Source organism: Massilia glaciei (assembly GCF_003011895.2).
GTDB lineage: Bacteria > Pseudomonadota > Gammaproteobacteria > Burkholderiales > Burkholderiaceae_D > Telluria_A > Telluria_A glaciei.
Map to the genome: position 1 here is coordinate 1 of NZ_PXWF02000025.1, position 20,809 is coordinate 20,809.

The window sequence follows — 20,809 nt, forward strand, 5'->3', positions numbered from 1 at the left end:
GCGCTTGGAATTTGAAACCGCCCACATAGACCCCGAGCTTCGCGGCCGGGATCAAGCCGGCGATCGCGGTGCGTCCCGGCATGCTGCCTGTGTGCATGGCGACGTACTGGCCCCGGTAATCCTGCAAGAACCATCCCAGCCCATAGGCGCTGAAATTCGAGCGCGTCAGCGCCAGGGTCGGATAGCCCCATTGATCGGGATCATTGACCGCAACTTGTGGGGAAAAGAGGGCCTTGAAATTGGCTTCGCTGACCAAGCGGCGCTCGCCGACCTTGCCGCCGGCGAGTAGGAACGCCATCCATTTTCCGGCATCGTGGGCGCTCGACCAGGCAGCGCCGGCGGCGGGAACGATATCGACGGCAACGTCGTCAATCACGCGGATCGCCTGGTCGATCTGCGCGTGGGGGCGCGACACATTGGGCTTGCCGCTCGCACGCATGGCCGACATGGTCGCGAAGCTATCGGTCATGCCCAACGGCGCCATGATGCGCGTGGCGATGAATTTCTCCCAACGCATGCCGGAGGTGGTAGCGATGACCTCTCCCGCCACCTGATACATCGCATTGTTGTAAATAAAATCCGAGCGCAGCGAGGTTGCCGCCGGAACGCGGTCGAGCCTGGCGAGCACCTGTTCGGTGTTCAAGTCTTCGCGAAACCAGAGCATATCGGCGTTGCCAACGCCACTGGTGTGGCGCAGCGCATCGCGCACGGTGACGTGTTCGGTCAGGTAGGCGTTTGGCAAGCGCAGGCGTGGCAGATGCTTGACGATGGGGTCATCCCATTTCAGTTTGCCTTCGTCGACCAGCATGGCCAAGGCAAGCGCGGTCATGGCTTTGGTGGTCGACATCATGCCGAACTGGGTGTGCCGGTCGACCTTGCCCGGCTTGCCGATTTCGCGCACGCCGAAACCCTTCTCGTAGACCACGCCTTGGTCGTTGACCACCACGATGGACAGGCCCGGAATGTTCCAGTCAACCATGCCCTGGGCGATGAACGCATCGAGTTGCCGTGCGAGGGCGGCGCTGTCGCCTGGGCTTGCCGTTACCGCGCTGGCGGCTGAATTTTTATCCGCGGCGCCTGCGGCGACGCCGGTGCCCAAGGCATAAATAAGTGCAAGCGTAACAACCCGTATCAGCATCGCGATTCCCGTTCGTTAACGGTAAGAAACAACAATCTTGTTTTTAGGAACAAGAGTGGGGAAGTTCCCCCGCACCCCAGTTGGGCAACATTCCAATATCGGGGTCAGACCCGGGGTCAGACCCCGATTGAGGAATTGTTGCCGCCGGTGGGCCTAGACCTTGATTTCAGGCGCGGAAGGGGAGCGATGGTCCGACCGCGGCGGGTGCGTGTACTTGAACGCGGTCCACCATATGAATACCGACATGAGCGCCATCGATAACGCGATCGGCAAGGTCAAAAATTGCATGCCGAGATGCCCGGCCAGGATGCCGGCGTCGGTCTTGCCAGGGACCGAGAACAGATACATCTGGACGTCGCGCCACGAGTCCGACGCGAACAGGCCCGAGACGACGAACGTGACCGGGCTCGGAAACAAACGCCAAGCGAAAAACAATCCCGCGCTGATGGCGATCACGGCAACCATGCTCAAGCTGATTCCATTCCCAAACAGCATCGCCAACGGTGGCAGGGCGACCGTCAGCAGGCGCATCGGCAAGATCAGTTTGGGCCGGCGCGCGCTGGCCAGCAAACTGGCGCCCCACAAGGACGTGCCGACGTAACCCGCCATCGCTATCAGTGGAAAAAATCCGCCCGAGGTCCACGTCACGCCATCATGCGCCCGCACTTCGATGCTGTGGACGGTGCCTCCCGACAGCCAGGCGCCCAGCGCATGCATGCTTTCGTGCCATGCCACCAGGTAAAGGTCGACCGGGAGCAGGAACGGCGTTTGCCGAAGGTGGGAGACGACCCCGCCGAAGATCGCGAAGCCGAACAGGGTCGCCACAACCCGCGCGTCTTTAAATATGTTCACGTTTTTATCGCCTTCGATGGATGCCCGAAATGCTGTCTTAGCGGCAGCTGTCGCCCCATTATGATTGCAATCCATTCAAGAGTCACTGGGCGGTGGCCGACTCGCGCAATCGGTAGCGCGCCACCAGGCCGTCGCGCAAGCCCGGCTGGAAGTTGATCCGGCGCGCGTCGGCCGCGCTCGCCGCGATCAGGCGCGGGTTCATCACCCTGAAAAAGAGGGCCGGGAAATACGCGAGCACGAACATGCCGAAATATCCGGTTGGCAAGGTCGGCAGGTCGGCGAAGTGGCGCAGGCACTGATAGCGCCGGCTCGCGTGCGCGTGGTGGTCGGCGTGGCGCTGCAAGTGGAACAGCACCCAGTTCGACAGCGCGTGGTTGCTGTTCCAGGAGTGGTGCGGGCGGCACGGTTCGGGCTTGCCATCGGGGCCGGGCTGGCGCAGCAGGCCGTAGTGTTCGATGTAGTTCGCCGAGGTCAGCTGGAAGTTGGCCCAGAACGATGCCGCCACCAGGAACAACAGGATCGCCGGGCCGAGCCAGACGGCCAGCGTCAGCCACAGCGCCGCGGTCAGGGCCAGCGGCTGGAGGATCTCGTTGCCGGCATGCCAGCTCGGCTTGCCTTGCCGCGCGGCGCGGGTCTTTTCCAGCAGCCAGGCGCGGCGGAACGCGCCGGGCATTTCGCGCAGCACGAACGCGTAGATGGTCTCGCCCATGCGCGACGAGGCCGGGTCGCCCGGCGTGGCGACGTCGCGGTGGTGGCCGCGGTTGTGCTCGACGTAAAAATGGCCGTAGCCGGTCGGCGCGAGCACCAGTTTGGCGAGGCGTTGCTCGAGCACGCTGCGTTTGTGGCCGAGCTCGTGCCCGACGTTGATGCAAAATCCACCCATGACCCCGGTCGACAGCACCACCGCCAGCACCGCGTGCCACGGCAGCGCGTGGCGCGCCACGAACCAGGCGGCGAAAATGATGCACAGCCACAGGGTCGGCACCAGCGCATACGTGATGCGGCGGTAGAAGGGATCGGCGTCGAGCGCGGGCACGGCCTGCTCGGGCGGGTTGCTGCGGTCCTCGCCGACCAGGTAGTCGAGCACGGGGATCGCGAGGTAGGCCACGATCAGCGGCAGCCAGAGCAGCCAGTAGCTGCCCAGCAGCAAAAAGGCGAGCGGGCCGCAGCCCAGCAGGGCCGGCACCAGCAGCGACAGCAGCCACGAATGCCGCTTGGGGTCGCGGTAGGAAACGGCTGTGCTCATGGCGCGGACCCTTGGCTTGATATCGATATGGAACGAACCACCATCATCGCAGCTAGCGCGCGGCCGGCCCACCGATAAAAGTGCCAACATGTCGTCAAATTATGACAAACTGACAGCTTCCGCTCACAGCAAGGTCCAGCATGGCCACGCCCGCCCGCCCCAACTTCCACCCGACCTATGCGAAGTTGCTGCACGCCTTGCTGCTTGGCCAGGGCCACGACGCGGACGCCTTGCTGGCGCGGGTGGGCTTGTCGGCCGCGCTCTTGCGCGACAACGACCGCATGGTCGATGCGGCCCGAATGCGCGACCTGATCGTGCTCGCGGTGGAGGCGACCCGATGTCCGTCGATCGGGCTCGACTTCGGCTTGATGGCGCAAGTGTCCATGCACGGCCCGGTCGGCTACGCGGCCGCCGCCAGCGCGACGCTGGGCCAGGCGGTCGAGGCCGTGACGCGCTTCATCGGCTTGCGCAGCACGGCGTTCCGGCTCGACCTGCATGCGGGGCGCGCGCGGACCGAACTGGTCGTGGTGGAACTGGCCGACATGGGCGTGGCGCGCCAGGTTCTGCTCGAGGCGGTGGTGAAGATTCTGGCGCGGCTGTTGCAAAGCCTGGCCGGGCGCGCCTGCCCGGAGGTGCGCTATGGCCTGCCGTGGGCCGCGCCCGCCTGGTCGGCCCGCTATGCGGACTGTCTCGGCGGCACGTGCCGGTTCGATGCCGCGCGGCTCAGCCTGACGATGCCGGCCGGCTTGCTCGACTCGGCGTGCATGAGCAGCGACGCCGGCGCCCACGCCGCCGCCCGCGAGGACTGCGAGCGCAGACTGGCGCTCGCGCCGAGCGGCAATTCTGTCAGCGAACTGGTCAGGGCGCGTTTGCGGCGCTGCGACGGCAACTATCCGACGCTCGCCACGCTGGCGGCCGAGCACGCCCGTTCGCCGCGCACGCTGATGCGCCAGTTGAAGGCCGACGGCTGTTGCTACCAGGCGCTTCTTGACGAGGTCAGGTATGAGCGCGCGCGCTGGTGCCTGCGCCATACCGAGGCGTCGATGGAGATCATCGCGGCGCGATTGGGGTTGCAGGACACGTCGAATTTCAGCCGCTGTTTCCGGCGCTGGAGTGGGGGCACCCCGAGCGAGTTCAGGCGGACGGCGGGGCGGCCGCCGCAAGCTGTTGCGCCGAGCGCCTAGGCGGTTCCGATTGCCATGGCTCGCCCTATGCGGGCGGCCTTGCGCAGGCGCGCCACCGCTTCAGTTTGCGCGCCACGCTGTGCTGATGCCGAACAAGCGCGAGCGGGGCGCACAAAAGTGCGAGCAGGAAGATGAATGGACGCGGCAGCATGGTGCTTGGGTTGTCGTGGAGGCGGGCGGCAAATATGCGCCGCAATGGCTGGCATTGTCTATTTGCAGGCAGCGGGAGGCCGCCCGCCGGGAGTGTGTTCAATGCTAGTATGATATTTTCACACGAACGGGCCGATCAAATGAGAGTGGTGATCATCACGGGCGCATCAGATGGGATCGGGGCCGAGATCGCCCGCCAACTGGCCGCGACGGAGGGCGCGCGCATCGCGCTGGTGCTGGCCGCCCGCAATATGGCGATGCTCGAGGCGGTGGCCGGCGAATGCGCCGCGCTTGGCGCGGCCACGCTGGCGCTGCAAACCGATGTGTCGGTGCAGGACGATTGCAAGCGCATGGTGGCGGCAACGCTCGAGCGCTTCGGCCGCATCGATGTGTTGATCAACAACGCCGGCCGCTCGGCGCACGCGCTGTTCGAGGATGTCAGCGACCTTGGCTGGTACGAGGACCTGATGCGCGTGAACCTGTGGGGCAGCGTCTGGTGCACGCACGCCGCCTTGCCGTCCCTCAAGGCGTCGAAGGGCAGCATCGTGGCCGTGTCTTCGCTGGCCGGACTGGTCGGCGTGCCCGGGCGCACCGCCTACGGCGCGACCAAATTCGCGGTGTCGGGTTTTTTCGAGTCCTTGCGCGCCGAGCTCAAAGGCGCCGGCGTCAGCGTCACGACCGCCTATCCCGGCGTGGTCGCCACGCGCATCCGCCACAATGGCTACAATGCCGAGGGCGAGCGCTTGGGAACGAGCAGCCTGAATGAAGACCAGGCGATGCCGGTGGCGCAATGCGCAAGCCTGATCATCGACGGCATGAACGGGCGCAAGCGTGAAGTCGTCATGACCGCCAAGGGCAAGATCGGGCGCTTCCTCAAATTGCTCGTTCCCGGCATGATCGAGAACATGGCGCTGGCCGCCGTCAAGGACGAGGCGAAACCGCACTGACGGCGCCGCGGGCGACACAGCCGGTTCGCACCGGATCAACAGCGGCAAACAAGCCAACGGCTACACACAGAAAGTTTCGATGAAACACAATCCCTACGCCGCGCCATTGTCGATCCATCTCGAATTGCGGGAGCTGCCGCAGGCCACTGCGAAGAAACCAAGGGCGGCGTGGATCGTCCAGATTTTCTGTGTCTTTTTCCTGGTCAGTTTTGTGGTCGGCATCATGCGCACGCTGCACCTGCTGGCAACGATCGGCAACGACACGTCGGCGTACTGGGGCATCTTGGGGCGGGCCCTGTTTGCGGTCGCGCTTGTGTTCACGCTGCTGGGCACGCAACGACGGATCTGGTACGGCCGCGTGTTGGGCCTGCTGTTCATCGCCGCGTTCTTCGTCGGGATAGTGCTCGTCAATCTGACCGCCAAAGCATCGCGCCTCGCGGCGTTCCCGCTGTCCGATCTGAGTGCCTACGAAGTGGGAGAACTGGTCGGGATGGGATTGACCACCTGCGCGATGATCTACTGGTTCTATGCCTTTGGATTCTCGGAAAAGGCGCGCAACTACTTTGGACGGAAGCGGCCCGCCGCCGCCAACGACAGCTGAACCGGCGTTGGCGCGGAAGGGGGCGTACTGGAATTGGTGCCGGTGATCGAGGCCACCGGACTAGCCTGCGGTGCGTGCGGCAGCACGACCTGCCAACCCATGTTAGGGCAGCGATGTGACCGCGGCATGACTTCGATCTAACTCATCTACGCGTCCAGGTCGAACTTTCCTTGTCGCTTGCCGCAGGAAAATACGCGGCATCGGTCCGGTGTTGATTTATATCAAACGCCCGATCGCGGCCCGCCTTATTCTGGACGGTCCCAAAAACATGGCGGATATTATGCTCAAATCGCAGTACCAGGTTGACCCGATCGAAGAACGACGCAGCGCCACCCAGACAGCGGCCAAGGTCGATGTGGGCGTCATTTTGCATCAAATGCTGGGGCAGCAAGACGCCGCCGCCTACCTTCACACCTCGCATGTGCCCGACGCGGTGGCCGCGCGGGTGCTCTCGCACGCCGACGATTGCCGGCGGCAAGACCCGCGCGCCCGCACGGGGCCGCCAACGACGCCGGCGCCGCACGCGTTGTCGATCTGAATAAAAAATTCAGAGTGATTGCGGTACGATTGACCTGAATCAAACGGTCGTGCTCCCTCCGCATTGGAGGGAGTATTTCAGCGAGGTTTGTTGTCGAACGGAGCTCCGGAAGGCCTTTTTGGCCGACCGTGTTTTTTTCGTAAGGCATCACCTACCTTGAACACTTACTCCAGCGGTGTGATGGACCTTTCCGAACGTCCAGCGCCGGTAAAGCCCCTCGACGACAGCGAACGCCAGCTATCCGCGATCTTCGACCAGGCGCAGGTGGGGCTGTCGCTGTTCACCCTCGAAGGCCGCTTTCTCCGTGTCAACGGCGAACTGTGCCGCATGCTGGGCAGGACGCGCGAGGAACTACTCGAGCTGAGGTTCCAGGACGTCACCCACCCCGACGACCTCGCCCATAGCCTGGAGGCGATTGGACGCCTTCTCGAGACCGGCAAACCGGAGTCGGTCGACAAGCGCTACCTGCGGGCCGACGGCACGGTCGTGTGGGCCAACAGCAGCATCACGCGCCTGGAAAACGGGCCCGGACTTGGCTATTCGGTTCTTGCGGTGACCGTCGACCTGACCGAGCGCAAGCACGTGCAGGATGCGCTTGCCGAGAGCGAGGCCCGGTTCCGCGTCCTGGCCGAGGCCTCGTCGGCCCTGATCTGGCAACTCGACCCGCACGGCAACGGCGTCTATTTCAACCCCCGCCACCAAGTACTGCTGGGCAGGCCGGTGGAAGCGCTGTTGGGCGCCGGGTGGACCGAGGTGTTGCACCCCGATGAGCGCGAGGAGGGCGTTCGCAGCCTGATGACCGCGATCGCGCAGCGGGAGATAGTGCAGCTGCGTGTGCGGGTCATATTCGCCAATGGCGATTGGCGCTGGATGGAGGCGCACGCGGCGCCGTGGTTCACGGCCGACGGTGAATACGCCGGCCACGTCGGCATCGGCCTCGACATCGACGAGGCGGTGCGCGCCCAGGAGGAGCTTTTGATCAGCAACGAAAGGCTCAAGCTGGCAATCGAAGGCTCGGGCGACGGCATCTGGGATTGGGATCTGGAAAGCAACAGGATGGTGTATTCCAAACGGGCGCGCGAAATCCTTTGCCTGTCCGGGGATGAGCCGGTCGACCCGGTCGCGGCGATGAAGCAGCTCGTCCATCCCGACGACTTGTCCGCGCTCAATGCCGCCGTGAACGCGTGCATCAAGGGCAGCGCCTTCACGATGGAATACCGCGTGCGGTGTCCCGACGCCGGCTGGCGCTGGGTGATGGCGCGCGGCACCGTCGTGGCGCGCAAGGCGCACAACAATATGCCGGAGCGGATGACCGGCACCATCACCGACATCGCCGAAAAGCGCCGCTCCGAGGAAATCGTCTGGGAGCACGCCAACTTCGACCTGCTGACGGGCTTGCCCAACCGCCGCCTGTTCCGCGACCGCCTCGACCACGAGATAAAAAAATCGCAGCGCACCGGCCAGCCGCTGGCGCTGCTGTTCATCGACCTCGACCGCTTCAAGGAGGCGAACGACCTGCTCGGCCACACCATCGGCGACCAGGTCCTGATCGAGGCGGCCCAGCGCATCTGCGCCTGCGTGCGCCAGTCCGACACCGTGGCGCGCCTGGGCGGCGACGAATTCACCGTGATCCTCACCGAACTGGACGGCGGCTCCCATGTCGAGACGGTGGCCCAAAAAATAAACGACACGCTGTCCCGCCCGTTTTACCTGGGCAACGAAGTGGTCTATCTATCGGCCAGCATCGGCATCACGCTCTCGCCCTACGACGCGGCCGACGCCGAGAACCTGATCCGCAACGCCGACCAGGCCATGTATGTCGTCAAGAGCGAAGGGCGCAACCACTTCAGTTATTTCACGCCGTCGATGCAGCGCGACGCCAAGGAGCGGCTGCGCCTGATCAGCGACTTGCGCATCGCGCTCGGCGCCGACCAGTTGCGGGTGCACTACCAACCGATCATCGACTTGCGCGACGGACGCGTGGTCAAGGCCGAGGCCTTGCTGCGGTGGCAGCATCCCCATCTGGGGATGATCGAGCCGGAGCGCTTCATCTCGTTCGCCGAGGAGGCGGGCCTGATCAGCGAGATCGGCGATTGGGTGTTCCTGCAGGCGGCGCGCTGGGCGGGGCGTTGGGGGGCGCGGCTGGGGTCGCCGTTTCCCATCAGCGTCAACAAGTCGCCGGTCGAGTTTGTGGCGCGCCTGAACGAGGTGAACTGGCCGGCGCACCTGACACAGATGGGCCTGACGGGCAACAGCGTGTCGGTCGAGATCACCGAGGGCTTGTTGCTCGACGCCTCGCCCGGGGTGTCGGCCAAACTGCTGCAATACCACGACGCCGGCATCAAGGTGGCGATCGACGACTTCGGCACCGGCTATTCATCGATCGCGTACTTGAAAAAATTCGAGGTCGACTATCTCAAAATCGACCAGTCGTTCGTGCGCGACCTCGCCGCGAGCGCGGGCGACCGCGCGATCGTCCGCTCGATCATCGCGATGGCGCACGAGCTCGGACTGGAGGTGATTGCCGAAGGCATCGAAACGCGGGAGCAGCGGGAATTTTTGGCCGAGGGGCAGTGCGACTTCGGGCAGGGGTTCCTGTTCTCGAAGGCGGTGCCGGCGAACGAGTTCGAGCGCCTGCTTTGCGGGAACGTATCAACGGCATAAAAATCCTGGCGGCGAGCCGACTCTAAGCGCGGCGTCCCGCCCGGCGTCCCGGACGGGAGGTGCGCAAGTGGCGCTTTACTTGGACGCGCTCAGGCAGGTCTTCATGAATGCCTTGCGGGGGTCGCCCTTCAGGTCCTTGGCGTCGGCATTGCAGGTCTTCATCTTGCCTTGCTGGGTCACCGGCTCCGCGGCCACCACCGGTTTTGCGCTCAGGCAGGTCTTCATGAAGGCCTTGCGCTCATCGCCTTTTTTAGCGCCCGCGTCGTCATTGCAGGTCGTCATCTTGCTCTGTTGCGTGGTCGGTTTCGCCGCGCTCAGGCAGGTCTTCATGAAAGCCTTGCGCGCATCGCCCTTCTGGTCGCCGGCCTCGGCGTTGCAACTTGTCATCTTGTTTTGCTGCTTGCCCGGGGCGGCGGGCGCGGCGGCGAAGGTGGCGGTGGCGAAACAGGCTGCAACACAGCTGGCAAAGAGTCGTTTCATGGCGGTTCCTTGGATTGATAGGGATGATTAAACTTTTCGTGCGGCAAGTAACTATACAAGAGTGTTGCCGTGCGCGGGCAGATGGTTATAATCATTTGCGACTCCTGATGCCGTCCCGCGCTACCCCAGCGCATCCCAAAAAGGTTCTCCATGTCCACCCCATTGCCAATTGCAAAAAACACGCTGCAACAGCCCGCCGTCGTCCTCGACATGCTGTCGAACATGATCAACCGCCACGGCTGCATCACCGGCGCGACCGGCACCGGCAAGACCGTGACCTTGCAGGTGATATCGCAGGCGCTGTCGGACCTCGGCGTGCCGGTGTTCATGGCCGACGTCAAGGGCGACCTGTCGGGCATGGCGAAGGCGGGCCAGATGTCCGAAAAAATGGGCAAGCGGCTCGCCGCGCTCGGCCTCGAGGAGCCCGCCTGGGCGGCCTGTCCGGTCACGTTCTGGGATGTCTACGGCGAACAGGGCCATCCGGTGCGCGCGACCATCTCGGACCTCGGACCGCTGATGCTCGCGCGCATGCTCAACCTGAACGACACCCAGGAGGGCGTGCTGCAGCTCGTTTTCAAGATCGCCGACGACAACGGCCTGCTGCTGCTCGACATCCGCGATTTGCGCACGATGCTGCAAAACGTGGGTGACAACGCCGCCGACTACCGCACCGAGTATGGCAATATCTCGGCGGCTAGCATCGGGGCGATCCAGCGCAGCCTGATCGGCATCGAGGAGCAGGGCGGCGACCGCTTTTTCGGCGAGCCGATGCTCAATATCGACGACCTGCTGCAGACCGATGCGCGCGGCAAGGGCGTGATCAACATCCTCGCCGCCGACAAGCTCTTCAATGCGCCGCGCCTGTACGCGGTGTTCCTGTTGTGGCTGCTGTCTGAGCTGTACGAGAACCTGCCCGAGGCGGGCGACCTCGACAAACCGAAGCTGGTGTTCTTCTTCGACGAGGCGCACCTGCTGTTCAGCGACGCGCCCAAGCCCCTGCTGCAAAAAATCGAACAGGTGGTGCGCCTGATCCGCTCAAAGGCGGTCGGCGTGTTTTTCGTCACACAAAATCCGCTCGACATTCCCGACACCGTGCTCGGGCAGCTCGGCAACCGGGTGCAGCACGCCTTGCGCGCCTACACGCCGCGCGACCAGAAGGCGGTCAAGGCGGCGGCCGAGACCTTCCGCGCCAATCCGGCGCTCGACACGGCGCAGGTCATCAGCGAACTCGGCGTCGGCGAGGCGCTCGTCTCCTTCCTCGACGAGAAGGGCCGCCCGAGCATCGTCGAGCGCGCGTTCATCCTGCCGCCGCCGTCCCAGATCGGCCCGATCGACGCGGCCGAACGGCGCCGCGTGATGGCGCAGTCGGTGGTGGCCGGCATTTACGACAAGACCGTCGACCGCGAGTCGGCGCACGAGATGATCGCCGCGCGGCTCGCTGCCGAAGCCAAGGCCATTGCCGAGGCGCCGCCGCCGGCCGCAAAAGGCGCGCCGGCCGCCGAGGAGGCCGACGATTCGAGTTTTGGCGGGATCCTCGGCGGCCTGTTCGGCGGCGGCAAGACCAAGAGCAAACGCGAGACGGCGACCCAGGCCATGATCAAGTCGGCCGCGCGCAGCATCGGCTCCTCGGTCGGGCGCGAGATCATCCGCGGCGTGCTCGGCTCGATCCTGCGCAAGCGCTGAGCCAGGTTAAATATGAATCATTGGACAGATCTGCTTCAAAATCCGGAAGGGATCAATGCAATTTTCGCCGATGGCAAGCCATCGTTGGTGGCTGTCGATCTGCACGAGATTGTGCTGAAAACCGATGCGTCGTGCGTCACATTGCGCTTCGATGTCGCGCAGTACCCCCTGGCGCCGCCAAAGAAATGGGTGGCCCAAGCTTGCAACCGCGTGCAAATCGCGCTGATGCTCATTGGTGTATCCGAGCTTGCCATCAAAGGCTGGAAAACCAGTTGCCGGATTGATTTCGAGCTTGAAAGGGTCGGCGGGGGACTGAGGCTCATCGCCGGCAACGGGCCAGTCGGACTCGAAATTCTTGCGGATTTCGCTCACCTATCTTCCCTTTCCGCTTACTGCGATTCGGGCTTGGCGCCAGACCGGGAATGAAATCGGCGGGCGTGACTTGCCGCAACAAAGAACAGGCGGATCGGCGTTGGAATCGTTTTTTCAAGAATGCGTGGAGGCCGGGCAGCAAGCGCTGCTGGTCGAGGCGATCCGCTCGGGCCAGACCGGCATCGACGAGCGCGACGGCGACGACCAGACGCCGCTCATGGTGGCCATCGTGTATGGCGACGCGGCGCTCGCGGCGACCCTGCTTGCGCTCGGCGCCGACGGCGACGCCAAATCAAGCGATGGCGAAACCTGCTTGTCGCGCGCGATCGACCGCGCCGACCTCGACCTGATCGCGCTGCTGCTTGACAACGGCGCCGACATCGAGCTGGCCTCGGCCGGCTGCCACACGCCGCTGGCGCTGGCCGCCGTGCGCGGCCACGTCGACATCATCGACTATCTGCTCGGGCGCGGCGCCAACATCGAAGCGCGCGGCGAGATGGACGAGACACCGCTGATCGAAGCGTGCCTGTTCGGGCAGGCCGAGGCCGCCGCCGCTTTGCTCGGGCACGGGGCCGATCGCAGCGCGCGCGACGCCTTCGGCCGCAGCGCGCGCGACGCCACCGTCGAGCATGGCGACCCGGCGTTGCTGATGCTGTTTTGAACGACGGATTTATTTGACTGCGATTTTGCCTGCTAAGCAGGCGAGTGGCATGATTGGGTTTTCCAACATCCGTTCCCAGCATCCGTTCCCAGCATCCTTAAGCGGTTTTTGTTAGCGCTCCGGCGTCATGGTGAAATACACGCGGAACTGGCGCATCGTCGCGGGCGGAAACCGCTTCGACCCGGTGATCGCCTTGGCGACCGCCTCATCATAGACGAGATCGATCGACGCCCGGATTTTGACCAAGGACTTGACCCGGCCTTTCGCATCGAGATCAACGTCGTACTCGACCAGGCGCTCGCCGGGCCGGGCGGCGCGGCCGGGCGTATAGCGAATCCGCGCATAGATATCATCAATGCGTTCCTGGGAGACCAGTTCGCCATCGGCTTCTTGCGGGTCTTCGTTCGGTGCGGCTTGCCGGGCCGGGTCAATCCGTGCCGGCACGTCGTCGGGCGCAAAGTTCGGCGTGGGCAAACCCAGCTCGAATGGTTTGCCCGCGCCTGACGCAACGTCCTGCGCGGGCAAACCCAGTTCGAAAGGTTTTCCCGTTTCAAACACCGGCGCATAGCGGGCAGGCGCCGCTGCCGGTTCCGGGGCGCGGTTGGTATTGCTCAGCATGGTTCCCATGGCGGACACAAGCAACAACGCGCCGAGGCCCCAGCCGGGGCCGGCGGGGGCGGCTTGTCTGGGGCCCGGGTTTGCTTTCCGCAGCTTTGACTCGTCGATGCCGAAGGGCGCCGCGGACATGACGCCGGGCAAGTTCCGGTAGAGTTCGCGCCATCTGGCCACGGTCTGCGGATCGACCGTCAGCGCCATCCAGTCCGGAAAACGGACCATCATGGGTTCGAGCAGGGACATGTCGCGCTTGAGCTGCCCGCCGCTGGGCACGCCCGGGGTGTTGAGGCGGGCGTTGACGCCCACTTCGTGCGCGTCCATGCCGTTGCGCTGGTCGAGGGCGCGATTGAGCCTCGCACCCGGGTAGCCAAAGTGATTCAGGCGGCGGCGGTCCTGCTGCCAATCGAATGCCGATATCGCCACGTTCAGCAGCGTGTTGTGGCCAGGCCGCCAGCCGCCGGCAAGCAGTTGCGCGATGCGGCCCTCGAAGATCGTGCGCGCCTCGATGTTGAGCAAATCACCGTCGTCGAGGTGGGTCCGCAGTTGCGCCTCCCATGCGGCGATGCTCTGCGTGAGGTGGTTTTCACCAAAATAAATGCTGGAGGCTTGGAATTTGGCGAAAACGGCATCGGCCAGCGCCTCGGGCGCGCCGAGCGCGATGCCGTTTTCCGCCGCGGGCGCGCTTTTGAGTTCGCTTTTGAGTTCGCTTTTGAGTTCGCCCTTGAGTTTTATCGCGACGCCCGGCACTCCATAGCTGGGGCGCGGCGCGGGTGCTTGTTGCACCTCATCGTCCGCTTCGCCCCCCTGTCCGATACCGTCGGCCGCCGGCTGCGCATCCTGGTATCCGGCCCAGCGCAAGGCCATTTCGTACGCCTCGCGCAGGTACTGGAAGTTCGCCGCATCGTGTTGCTGGTCGACCAGCTTGAGCTCGCGCGCATAAGCGCGCCGGATCGCGCGGGCGTTGGCGTCGGTGCCGAGCTTGAGCCTGGCCAGAAAAAGTGGAATGTCGCGCATTGTCCGTGTTCAGTCCGTTCCGTCAAATACCGCTCGATGGGTTCCGTTGATCGAGGTGTTCGCGCGCGGCGCGTCGTCCCGGCTGTGCTTTGATCGGGGCGCTGTTCGTCCGCGCAAAGTTTTCAATGAGGCATCATAACCCAGCCGCACAAGCGAATGGCTCGCCGAAACTGCGGCATGCCCGCGCGTAAGGCTGCAAGGCAAGCTCCAACGCCACGCTGTCGCCGGCGGCGACCAAGGTCAGGTTTTTTTGCGGCGGCAGGCCGCAGGCGTCCGTTGCGATCACGGGAATGCCGGCCAGCAGCGCCTGCAGCAGTTGCTGCGGCGGCCCGTCGATCCAGCTAGGCGACACCACCACGGCCGCCTCGCGCAGCCAGTCGTCGCCGGCGCGCCCGAGCAGTTCGACCTCGATCCCGTCCCAAAAGGCGGGCGCCTCGAGCACGGGGCCGAGCAGGCTCAGTCGCAAATCGAGCGCGCGCGCCACGCTGCGCAACTCGTAGGCGCCCTTGCGGCCCAGGCTCGGTCCCGGAAACACGATCTTGAAGCCCGCGCCGGGGGCGGCACTGGCGGCGCGCGGCGGCGCCCACGGCAGCAAGGTGGCGTTGCGGAATAGTTCGGCGACGCCATGGTGCGGGGTGATGATCCGGCGCGCGCGCGCGAGCGCGGCCTCTTCGGCGGCGACGAGCCCCGGCGGGGCGCGGAAGTCGGCCAGCGTCGTGCTCGCGGGATTGTGCAGGAAGGCCTGGTCGAGGCGCGCCTGCAAATGCTTCATCGGCAGGCCGCTCATGAGCACATCGAAACTGCGGCCCTGCAAGGCGCCCAGTTGCCACACATGGGGCAGCAGCTCCTGCGCGATGACGATGTGTTCGTCGAGATAGTGCAGCGATTCGACATAGGCGCGCGCAAGCCGCTGGCGGAAGCGGATGCTCGCGCGCTGCCGGACCGCGGCACGGGACGCGAGCATGCGCGAGGCGAGCGCGCGCCACAGCGTGAGCGCGGGGAAGGTGTGGACGCGCTCGTAGCAGTCCGTCGACCAGCCGTACCGGGCCTTGCCGCGCGCCTTGCCGTCGAGCGGCACCAACAGGCGGCGCCCGCCTTCACCCGCGGCGGCCAGCCAGGCGTCGAATTCCGGCCAGACATTGTCGACCATGACCACGCCGCGCCGGCCGTTGCGCGGCTGCCGGGCGTCGGTGCGTCGGAAGCATTGGTCCTGGCCGCAGGTCTCGCACGAACCCGGCGCGTCCGCCCCGGGCTTGGCCAGCGCGATCACCACCGCGGCCTGCGCGCGCGCGGGCGCGGGCGCCGGCGCCGCGGAGGCTGTGCGGATCGCCACCCGCAGCTCGTCGCCATCCATGTGCGCGCTGATCGAGAACGGCACGCCGGCGCGGAAGCGCAGGTCGACATAATTCCAGAACACGGTGGCGTCGCGGCCCAATTGCGCGGCCGACCCCTCGACGATCTGCGAGTGCGCCTGGCGTTCGACGATCTCGAACCCGGCGTCGATGGCGGCCTGGTAGAGCGCGTTCGAGAGCTGGCACAGGCCGCCGCCGATGCTCGGGATGACGCAGCCTTCGCGCAACTCGCGGCCCGGCACGTAACCGCGGCGCGCGCTCGGACGGCCGAGCTGCGCCCAAAAGCTGAACACGCCGCCGCCCGGCACCCGCACCCCGTCGATGGCGCGCAGCGCCACCCGCAGGTTCTCGATCTTGCCGAGGTTGAGCTGGCGCAATTCCTCCCGGTCGGATGCGCGCAGGAGCGAGACGGACTCGCCGCGGACGAGCCCGGCGGGCGCGCCATGGCCGGTGGTCGCCGGCCAGCGCCGGAGCCCTGAATCGCCGGCGTTCTTGCACGCGCGCAGGAGCCGGTGCAGCGTCGCTTTCACGGAGAAAATCAATGCCTGGCGGCGGGTGGGGAGGGGCGTGCTCATGGCAGTGGGTGCGCTTGCGCTCCAGGTGTGCTTGCTCTTTTGATTGCCCTGGCGGAGATCGCCGGGCTGCTCAGCGATTGTACGTGCGCGCCGCGCGTCCCCGCTTGCCGTTTGACGTGGCCGGCGCCTGTGGCCGGCAACCATGGCCAGCGCTTAACCATGGCCAGCGCTTATTTCCGGCGCCTATTGCCAGCGCAGGCGCGCGCCCGCCGGCAGCGAGCTGATGGCCTGGACTTGTCCTTCGGCCACGAGGGCGCCGAGCTGGTCGGCCATGCGCGGCCCGGGGTCGGCGGCGCCGGCTGGCAGCACCACGCCGACCCAGTTGTCGCGGCCCGAGTTTTTCGCCGCGTACAGGCATTGGTCGGCCATCTTGACCACGTCTTCCCACGAGTGCGCCTCGGGCGCCGCCTCGACCGCGGGGAAGGCCGCGAAGCCGAGCGAGCAGGTTTTTTGCAGGATCACTCCGTTGCCGAGGTCGATGTGCAAATCGCTCACGGCCGCGCGCAGGTTGTTGGCCAGCTGGGCGGCGCAACCGCGGTCCGAATTGCGGGCCACGATCAGGAATTCCTCGCCGCCCCAGCGCACCACGAAGTCGGCGTCGCGGCAGGCCGCGCGCAGGGCGGCGCTGGTCTGTTGCAGCACCAGGTCACCGGCGGCGTGGCCGTAGCTGTCGTTGATCGACTTGAAATGGTCGAGGTCGACCATGAAGAAAAGCAAGCTGTGGTTGATGCCCGCCCGCTCGGCCGCTGGCGCGCGGAATTGGCGGCTGACCCTGGCCAGCTCGCCGCGCATGCTCAGGCCGAGGAAGCGCCGGTTCTTGAGCCCGGTCAGCGGATCGACCATGCTCGCCTCGCGCAGCGCGTCGTTGGCCGCCTGCAGCGCCTCGGTGCGCGCCCGCACCAGGGCTTCGAGTTCGTTGTTGCGCTTGCGCAGCCGGCGGGTGCGCCAGCGCAGCAACAGCAACAGCAGCGCGCCGCCGGCGAGCACGGCCAGGATCAGGGCCCAGGGCGTGCGCCACCAAGGCGGCAAAATCCGCACCTCGCGCGCCGCGACCGGCCCGAAGTCCTCCGAGCCGAGCGAGGCGCGCACCTCGAAGCGGTAAGTGCCCGGCGGCAGGCCGGTGTAGCGCGCCTCGCGGATGTCGGTGTCGCGCCAGGCGTCCTCGAAGCCGGCCAGCCGGACCTGGGCCCGGATCCGCGACTCGTTGGTGTAGCTCAAGACGGCGAAGCGGAAGCTGAGCGTGCGGTCCTGCCACGCCACCTGCGGCGCTGCCCCGGTCAAAATCTTGCCCTTGCCGTCCTGCAGGCGCAGCACGCGCGCCGGCGGCAGCGGCGCCGGCGGCGGTTCGACCGCCGCCTCGTAGTGGCCCATGCCGCTGGCCATGCCCATCCAGACGTCGCCGTTGGCGTCGGCCCAGAAGGCGTTCGACGCCGCGTCGTCGCTGGGCAGGCCCTCGCCGCGCGCGAACTGGTCGAGGCGGCCATCCTTCCAGCGCTTGATGCCCTGCGCCGTGCCCAGCCACAAGGCGCCGCCGCGGTCGTAGCCGAGCGAATAGATGTTGTCGGACACCAGTGTGGCCGGGGCGTCGATCTGGATCGCCCGGACCCCGCCCTTTTGGTTGAACTTGAAGCGCGTCAAGCCGTGCATGTTCCAGTAGCTCACCAGCAGGTCGCCCGCCGGGTCGAACGCGAGCGCCTCGACGTGCTCCTCGCGCAGGCCGTCGGCCTTGCCGAAACGGCGCCACCGGGCGCCCTCGAAAAGGGCCAGCCCGTTCATGCCGGCGACCCACAGGCGGCCCTTGGCGTCGTGCAGGACCTGGTTGATCTGCTCGCTCGGCTCGCCCTTGGGCAGCGCCACGGCCTCGCCCTTGTAGCCGTCGCCGGCGCGCACCATGCGGTGCAGGCCGTTGGCCTGGGTGCCCAGGTAGAGCGCCTTGTCGGAGCCGAAATCCATGGTGTTGATGCTGCTCGGCTTGGTCAGGTGCGCGAGCGGGATGGTACGGAATTGGTCGCTGCCGGCCGGACGCAGCAGCAGTGCGTTGCCGTCCTTCCTGGCGTTGTTTCCGCCCGCCCAAAGATTGCCCTCGGCGTCCTCGGCCAGGGTGTAGATCGTGCGCTCCTCGGTGCCCGGCAGCACGCGCCATTCGGTGTCGGTGGACCAGGCCAGGCCGCGGTTGGTGCCGGCCCACAAGACCCCGTCGCGGCTGCGCAGGATGTTCCAGACCGTATCCGAGGGGAGCTTCTGGCGCCGCGTGTGGGCGGTCCACGCCAGCCGGCCCTGCAGCCGGTGCATGCCTTCGGAGGCGACCCACAGGTTGCCCTCGCGGTCGATCAGCATCGAGGTGGCCGACTGGGTCGGCAAGCCTTTCTGGTCGTCCAGCAGCCAGGGGCCGTGGTCGTCGAAGTGCACCAGCCCCAGGTTGGTCGGGGCCCAGACCCCGCCGCGCGCGTCGGACACCAGCTCGCCCTTCAACACCGAGGCGCCCGGCAGATGCGCGCTGAGGTCCTCGCCGGCGTCGTCGAAGGAGGCCAGGCGCAGCAGCACGCGGCGGCTGCGCAGCCAGATGCGGCCCTTGGCGTCCTTCAGGATGGTGTGGATCACCTCGTTTTTGAAGGCGGGCGGCAGCGCGCGGCTGCTCCAGGCGCCGGCGGCGTCGCGCCGGTACAGTTTACCCTGCGCCGTCGCGAGCACGTCCTTGCCATCGGGCGCGCTCCAGACCGCGCCCGTGTCGAGCGCGGGCAGCCCGGCGACGAGCGCCAGTTTGCCCGGTGGACCCTGGTACAGGCCGGCCGTGGTGGCGACGTACAACTGGCCCGAGAGCGTCGCGGCGATCGCCTCGATGCGTTGTTTTGGCAAGATGGTGGCCTTGACCGCCGGGTCCGGTTTGTCGCCGGACCAGGCCAGCGCGCCCTTGGCGTTCATGATCCAGAGGCGTCCGCCCGGTTCCTGGTACAGGCCGATGATGCTGTCGCTGTTCAAGCCGTCGGCGGTGCCGAAGCGCTCGAAGCGGCTGCCGTCGTAGCGGAACAGGCCGTCTTCGGTGGCGACGAAAATGAAACCGTCGTTGTCCTGGGCCAGGCCGGTGACGGCCTGGTTGCGCAACCCTTGTTCCGGCCCGTAGCTGCGGAAATTGTAGGCGCCCGGGGTGTCGCCGGCGTGCGCCGGCGGCTGGCCGAGCAGGAGCAGGGCGGAGCAGATGAGCAAGGTGCGCAGGGACAAGATCAGATGCAAAATGGGTCGGTCCTTTGCTGTTTTTTCAAGCACAGACTAGCGCGTCGCAGTTGGAACACTTGATACCGCGCAATGGGTCAAGTATCAATGGCCGGGGGGGCGGCGTCAACGAAAACAGGGGTTGCGGGGCCGTTCTGTGCGCCCGCGCGCCACAATAAATGTGTTGACACTCTGACTGCAATAGTTTCTCCACATGGTGTGCGGCCCGCGCCCGCGCCGGCGTCCCCGGCGTTGCGGCGGTGGCGAGTGGCCTTTCGGTGTAGGCTGGAGCTCCGATCCAGAAGGAGCCCATCATGATCCATGAACTTTTTGCGTATTTGTGCGTCGATAACGCCGACCAGGCGATCGCGTTTTACCGGGACGCTTTTGGCGCCACCGAAATCTTCCGGCTGACCGAGCCGAGCGGGCGCATCGGCCACGCGGAGCTCGACTTCGGCGGTGTCACCGTGATGCTCTCCGACGAGTTCCCCGAGATGGACATCCGCGGCCCGCGCGCCCTCGGCGGCACGGCGGTGAGCATCCATTTGCATGTCGACGACGCCGACGCCGTGGTGCAGCGCGCGCTCGAGGCCGGCGCGACGCTCGAGCGGCCGGTGCGGGACGAATTTTATGGCGAGCGCGGCGGCGTGGTGCGCGACCCCTTCGGCCACCGCTGGAACATCGGCCACAGCATCGAAAAGGTCGCACCCGAGGAAATGCAGCGCCGCTACACCGAGATGATGGAGCTGACGCCGGACGCGCCGGTCTAGCTGGTATACAAATTTGTATAACCGGGGGCAGCGTGGTGCAGAAATGCATAGTGCGCGCGAGCTCCCTCCGGTCCGCCAAGCTGGCGGAGGGGGCGGCGCTGCGGATTACGCCAGCAAGCGCGAGTGCTTCGGCAGCTTGGCCGACAGGTAGTCGTGCTGGTCGGCCAGCGCGTTCCTGCCGCTCAGAATGAAGTGCTCGAAGCGGCACGGCACATACGGGACGTAGAGCAGGGGGCGGAACTCGTGCACAGGCTTCGCGCCCTTGGCTTGGTTGCATTCCCTGCAAGCGGTCACGCAATTCATCCAGGTGTCGGGGCCGCCGAGTGTCCGCGGCCGCACGTGGTCGCGTGACAGATGCTGGTGTCCGAACATGTTGCCGCAGTAGGCGCAGGTGTGGCGGTCGCGCGCAAACAGCAACTTGTTGTCGTCGCCGAGGGGCAGTTCCACGCGCATCATGCGGGCCATCCGTTCGCTGCGGGCGATGGCGATGATGGGCTTGACCCGGATGATAGACAGCACGCCGGCGTTGGACACGCCGCCACGGAGCACAAATTCCCGATCGCCAAGTTCCCACGCGACCTTATCGGTCGCGTAGTAGTGGGTCGCGTCTTCCGGCGAGATCCATTTGAATGGATTGCCTGCGATGTCGAGAGTGAGAATTTGGGTAATCATGGTTCACCTAAGGTGCATTTTCATTGAGTTTGGGCGATAGGACAAGCGGCCGGGTCCGTGGCGGCACGGTAAATTCCCGCTGCGA

The 20,809-nt window shown here is 65.9% G+C and carries 17 protein-coding genes and 1 pseudogene; 9 read left to right on the forward strand and 9 right to left on the reverse strand.

The genetic code is table 11. From position 1 onward, the window contains the following. The 3 genes from C7C56_RS01820 to C7C56_RS01830 form a co-directional block, all read right to left on the reverse strand. Window positions 1–1,138 (reverse strand): serine hydrolase domain-containing protein (locus tag C7C56_RS01820; RefSeq protein WP_146204237.1); only part of this gene is annotated, 1,138 nt, incomplete at its 3' end. A gap of 153 nt (window positions 1,139–1,291) precedes the next feature. Then, complete coding sequence (locus tag C7C56_RS01825; RefSeq protein WP_181372978.1) at window positions 1,292–1,990, reverse strand: M50 family metallopeptidase; 699 nt, start codon at window positions 1,988–1,990, stop codon at window positions 1,292–1,294. 82 nt (window positions 1,991–2,072) lie between these two features. After that, the gene (locus tag C7C56_RS01830) at window positions 2,073–3,236 is read right to left on the reverse strand and encodes an alkane 1-monooxygenase (protein ID WP_106755798.1); all 1,164 of its coding nucleotides are present in this window, start codon (window positions 3,234–3,236) and stop codon (window positions 2,073–2,075) included. Between the two features lie 140 nt (window positions 3,237–3,376). On the opposite strand from C7C56_RS01830, the gene C7C56_RS01835 reads away from it, so the two are divergent. The 5 genes from C7C56_RS01835 (at window position 3,377) to C7C56_RS01855 (ending at window position 9,320) form a co-directional block, all read left to right on the forward strand. After that, entirely contained in the window at window positions 3,377–4,420 is a 1,044-nt protein-coding gene (locus C7C56_RS01835; protein WP_106755799.1) for an AraC family transcriptional regulator, read from the forward strand. Between the two features lie 290 nt (window positions 4,421–4,710). Then, complete coding sequence (locus tag C7C56_RS01840; protein WP_106755800.1) at window positions 4,711–5,517, forward strand: SDR family oxidoreductase; 807 nt, start codon at window positions 4,711–4,713, stop codon at window positions 5,515–5,517. Window positions 5,518–5,623: 106 nt separating this feature from the next. Next, complete coding sequence (locus C7C56_RS01845) at window positions 5,624–6,118, forward strand: hypothetical protein (protein ID WP_146204238.1); 495 nt, start codon at window positions 5,624–5,626, stop codon at window positions 6,116–6,118. A 280-nt stretch (window positions 6,119–6,398) separates the two neighbouring features. Continuing rightward, the gene (locus tag C7C56_RS01850) at window positions 6,399–6,656 is read left to right on the forward strand and encodes a hypothetical protein (RefSeq protein ID WP_146204239.1); all 258 of its coding nucleotides are present in this window, start codon (window positions 6,399–6,401) and stop codon (window positions 6,654–6,656) included. 156 nt (window positions 6,657–6,812) lie between these two features. Further along, entirely contained in the window at window positions 6,813–9,320 is a 2,508-nt protein-coding gene (locus C7C56_RS01855; protein WP_146204240.1) for a sensor domain-containing protein, read from the forward strand. A 75-nt stretch (window positions 9,321–9,395) separates the two neighbouring features. Here the strand turns inward: C7C56_RS01855 and C7C56_RS30635 are convergent, their stop codons facing one another. Together C7C56_RS30635 and C7C56_RS30640 are read right to left on the reverse strand one after the other, a co-directional pair. Further along, window positions 9,396–9,650 (reverse strand): PsiF family protein, encoded by a 255-nt coding sequence (locus C7C56_RS30635; protein ID WP_370660173.1) that lies wholly within the window; start codon window positions 9,648–9,650, stop codon window positions 9,396–9,398. Further along, a pseudogene (locus tag C7C56_RS30640) lies at window positions 9,645–9,800 on the reverse strand (PsiF family protein); the annotation flags it as partial. The gene C7C56_RS30635 and the pseudogene C7C56_RS30640, both read right to left, overlap by 6 nt. 150 nt (window positions 9,801–9,950) lie before the next feature. Here C7C56_RS30640 and C7C56_RS01865 point away from each other — a divergent pair. From C7C56_RS01865 to C7C56_RS01875, 3 genes are read left to right on the forward strand one after another with little or no spacing between them, the layout of a single operon-like run. Next, window positions 9,951–11,483, forward strand: a complete 1,533-nt coding sequence (locus tag C7C56_RS01865) for a helicase HerA-like domain-containing protein (RefSeq protein WP_106755805.1) — start codon at window positions 9,951–9,953, stop codon at window positions 11,481–11,483. 12 nt (window positions 11,484–11,495) lie between these two features. Further along, window positions 11,496–11,909, forward strand: coding sequence for an Imm50 family immunity protein (locus tag C7C56_RS30645; RefSeq protein WP_106755806.1), 414 nt, complete (start codon window positions 11,496–11,498; stop codon window positions 11,907–11,909). A gap of 46 nt (window positions 11,910–11,955) precedes the next feature. After that, entirely contained in the window at window positions 11,956–12,516 is a 561-nt protein-coding gene (locus C7C56_RS01875) for an ankyrin repeat domain-containing protein (RefSeq protein ID WP_146204241.1), read from the forward strand. 111 nt (window positions 12,517–12,627) lie between these two features. Here C7C56_RS01875 and C7C56_RS01880 read toward each other — a convergent pair whose 3' ends face one another. The 3 genes from C7C56_RS01880 to C7C56_RS01890 all read right to left on the reverse strand — a co-directional run bounded on the left by C7C56_RS01880 (window position 12,628) and on the right by C7C56_RS01890 (window position 19,303). Next, a complete protein-coding gene (locus tag C7C56_RS01880) occupies window positions 12,628–14,145 on the reverse strand; it encodes a hypothetical protein (protein WP_106755808.1) in 1,518 nt (505 codons plus the stop codon). Between the two features lie 133 nt (window positions 14,146–14,278). Then, window positions 14,279–16,072 (reverse strand): VanW family protein, encoded by a 1,794-nt coding sequence (locus tag C7C56_RS01885; protein ID WP_181372979.1) that lies wholly within the window; start codon window positions 16,070–16,072, stop codon window positions 14,279–14,281. 183 nt (window positions 16,073–16,255) lie between these two features. Beyond that, window positions 16,256–19,303, reverse strand: coding sequence for a ligand-binding sensor domain-containing diguanylate cyclase (locus C7C56_RS01890; RefSeq protein ID WP_109246551.1), 3,048 nt, complete (start codon window positions 19,301–19,303; stop codon window positions 16,256–16,258). A 290-nt stretch (window positions 19,304–19,593) separates the two neighbouring features. Here C7C56_RS01890 and C7C56_RS01895 point away from each other — a divergent pair, with 290 nt between their 5' ends. Continuing rightward, window positions 19,594–20,052: a VOC family protein gene (locus tag C7C56_RS01895; protein WP_106755811.1), complete on the forward strand. Its 459-nt coding sequence runs from the start codon at window positions 19,594–19,596 to the stop codon at window positions 20,050–20,052. Between the two features lie 105 nt (window positions 20,053–20,157). On the opposite strand, the gene C7C56_RS01900 is transcribed toward C7C56_RS01895, so the two are convergent. After that, window positions 20,158–20,724, reverse strand: coding sequence for an HNH endonuclease (locus tag C7C56_RS01900; RefSeq protein WP_106755812.1), 567 nt, complete (start codon window positions 20,722–20,724; stop codon window positions 20,158–20,160). Window positions 20,725–20,809 lie beyond the last annotated feature (85 nt).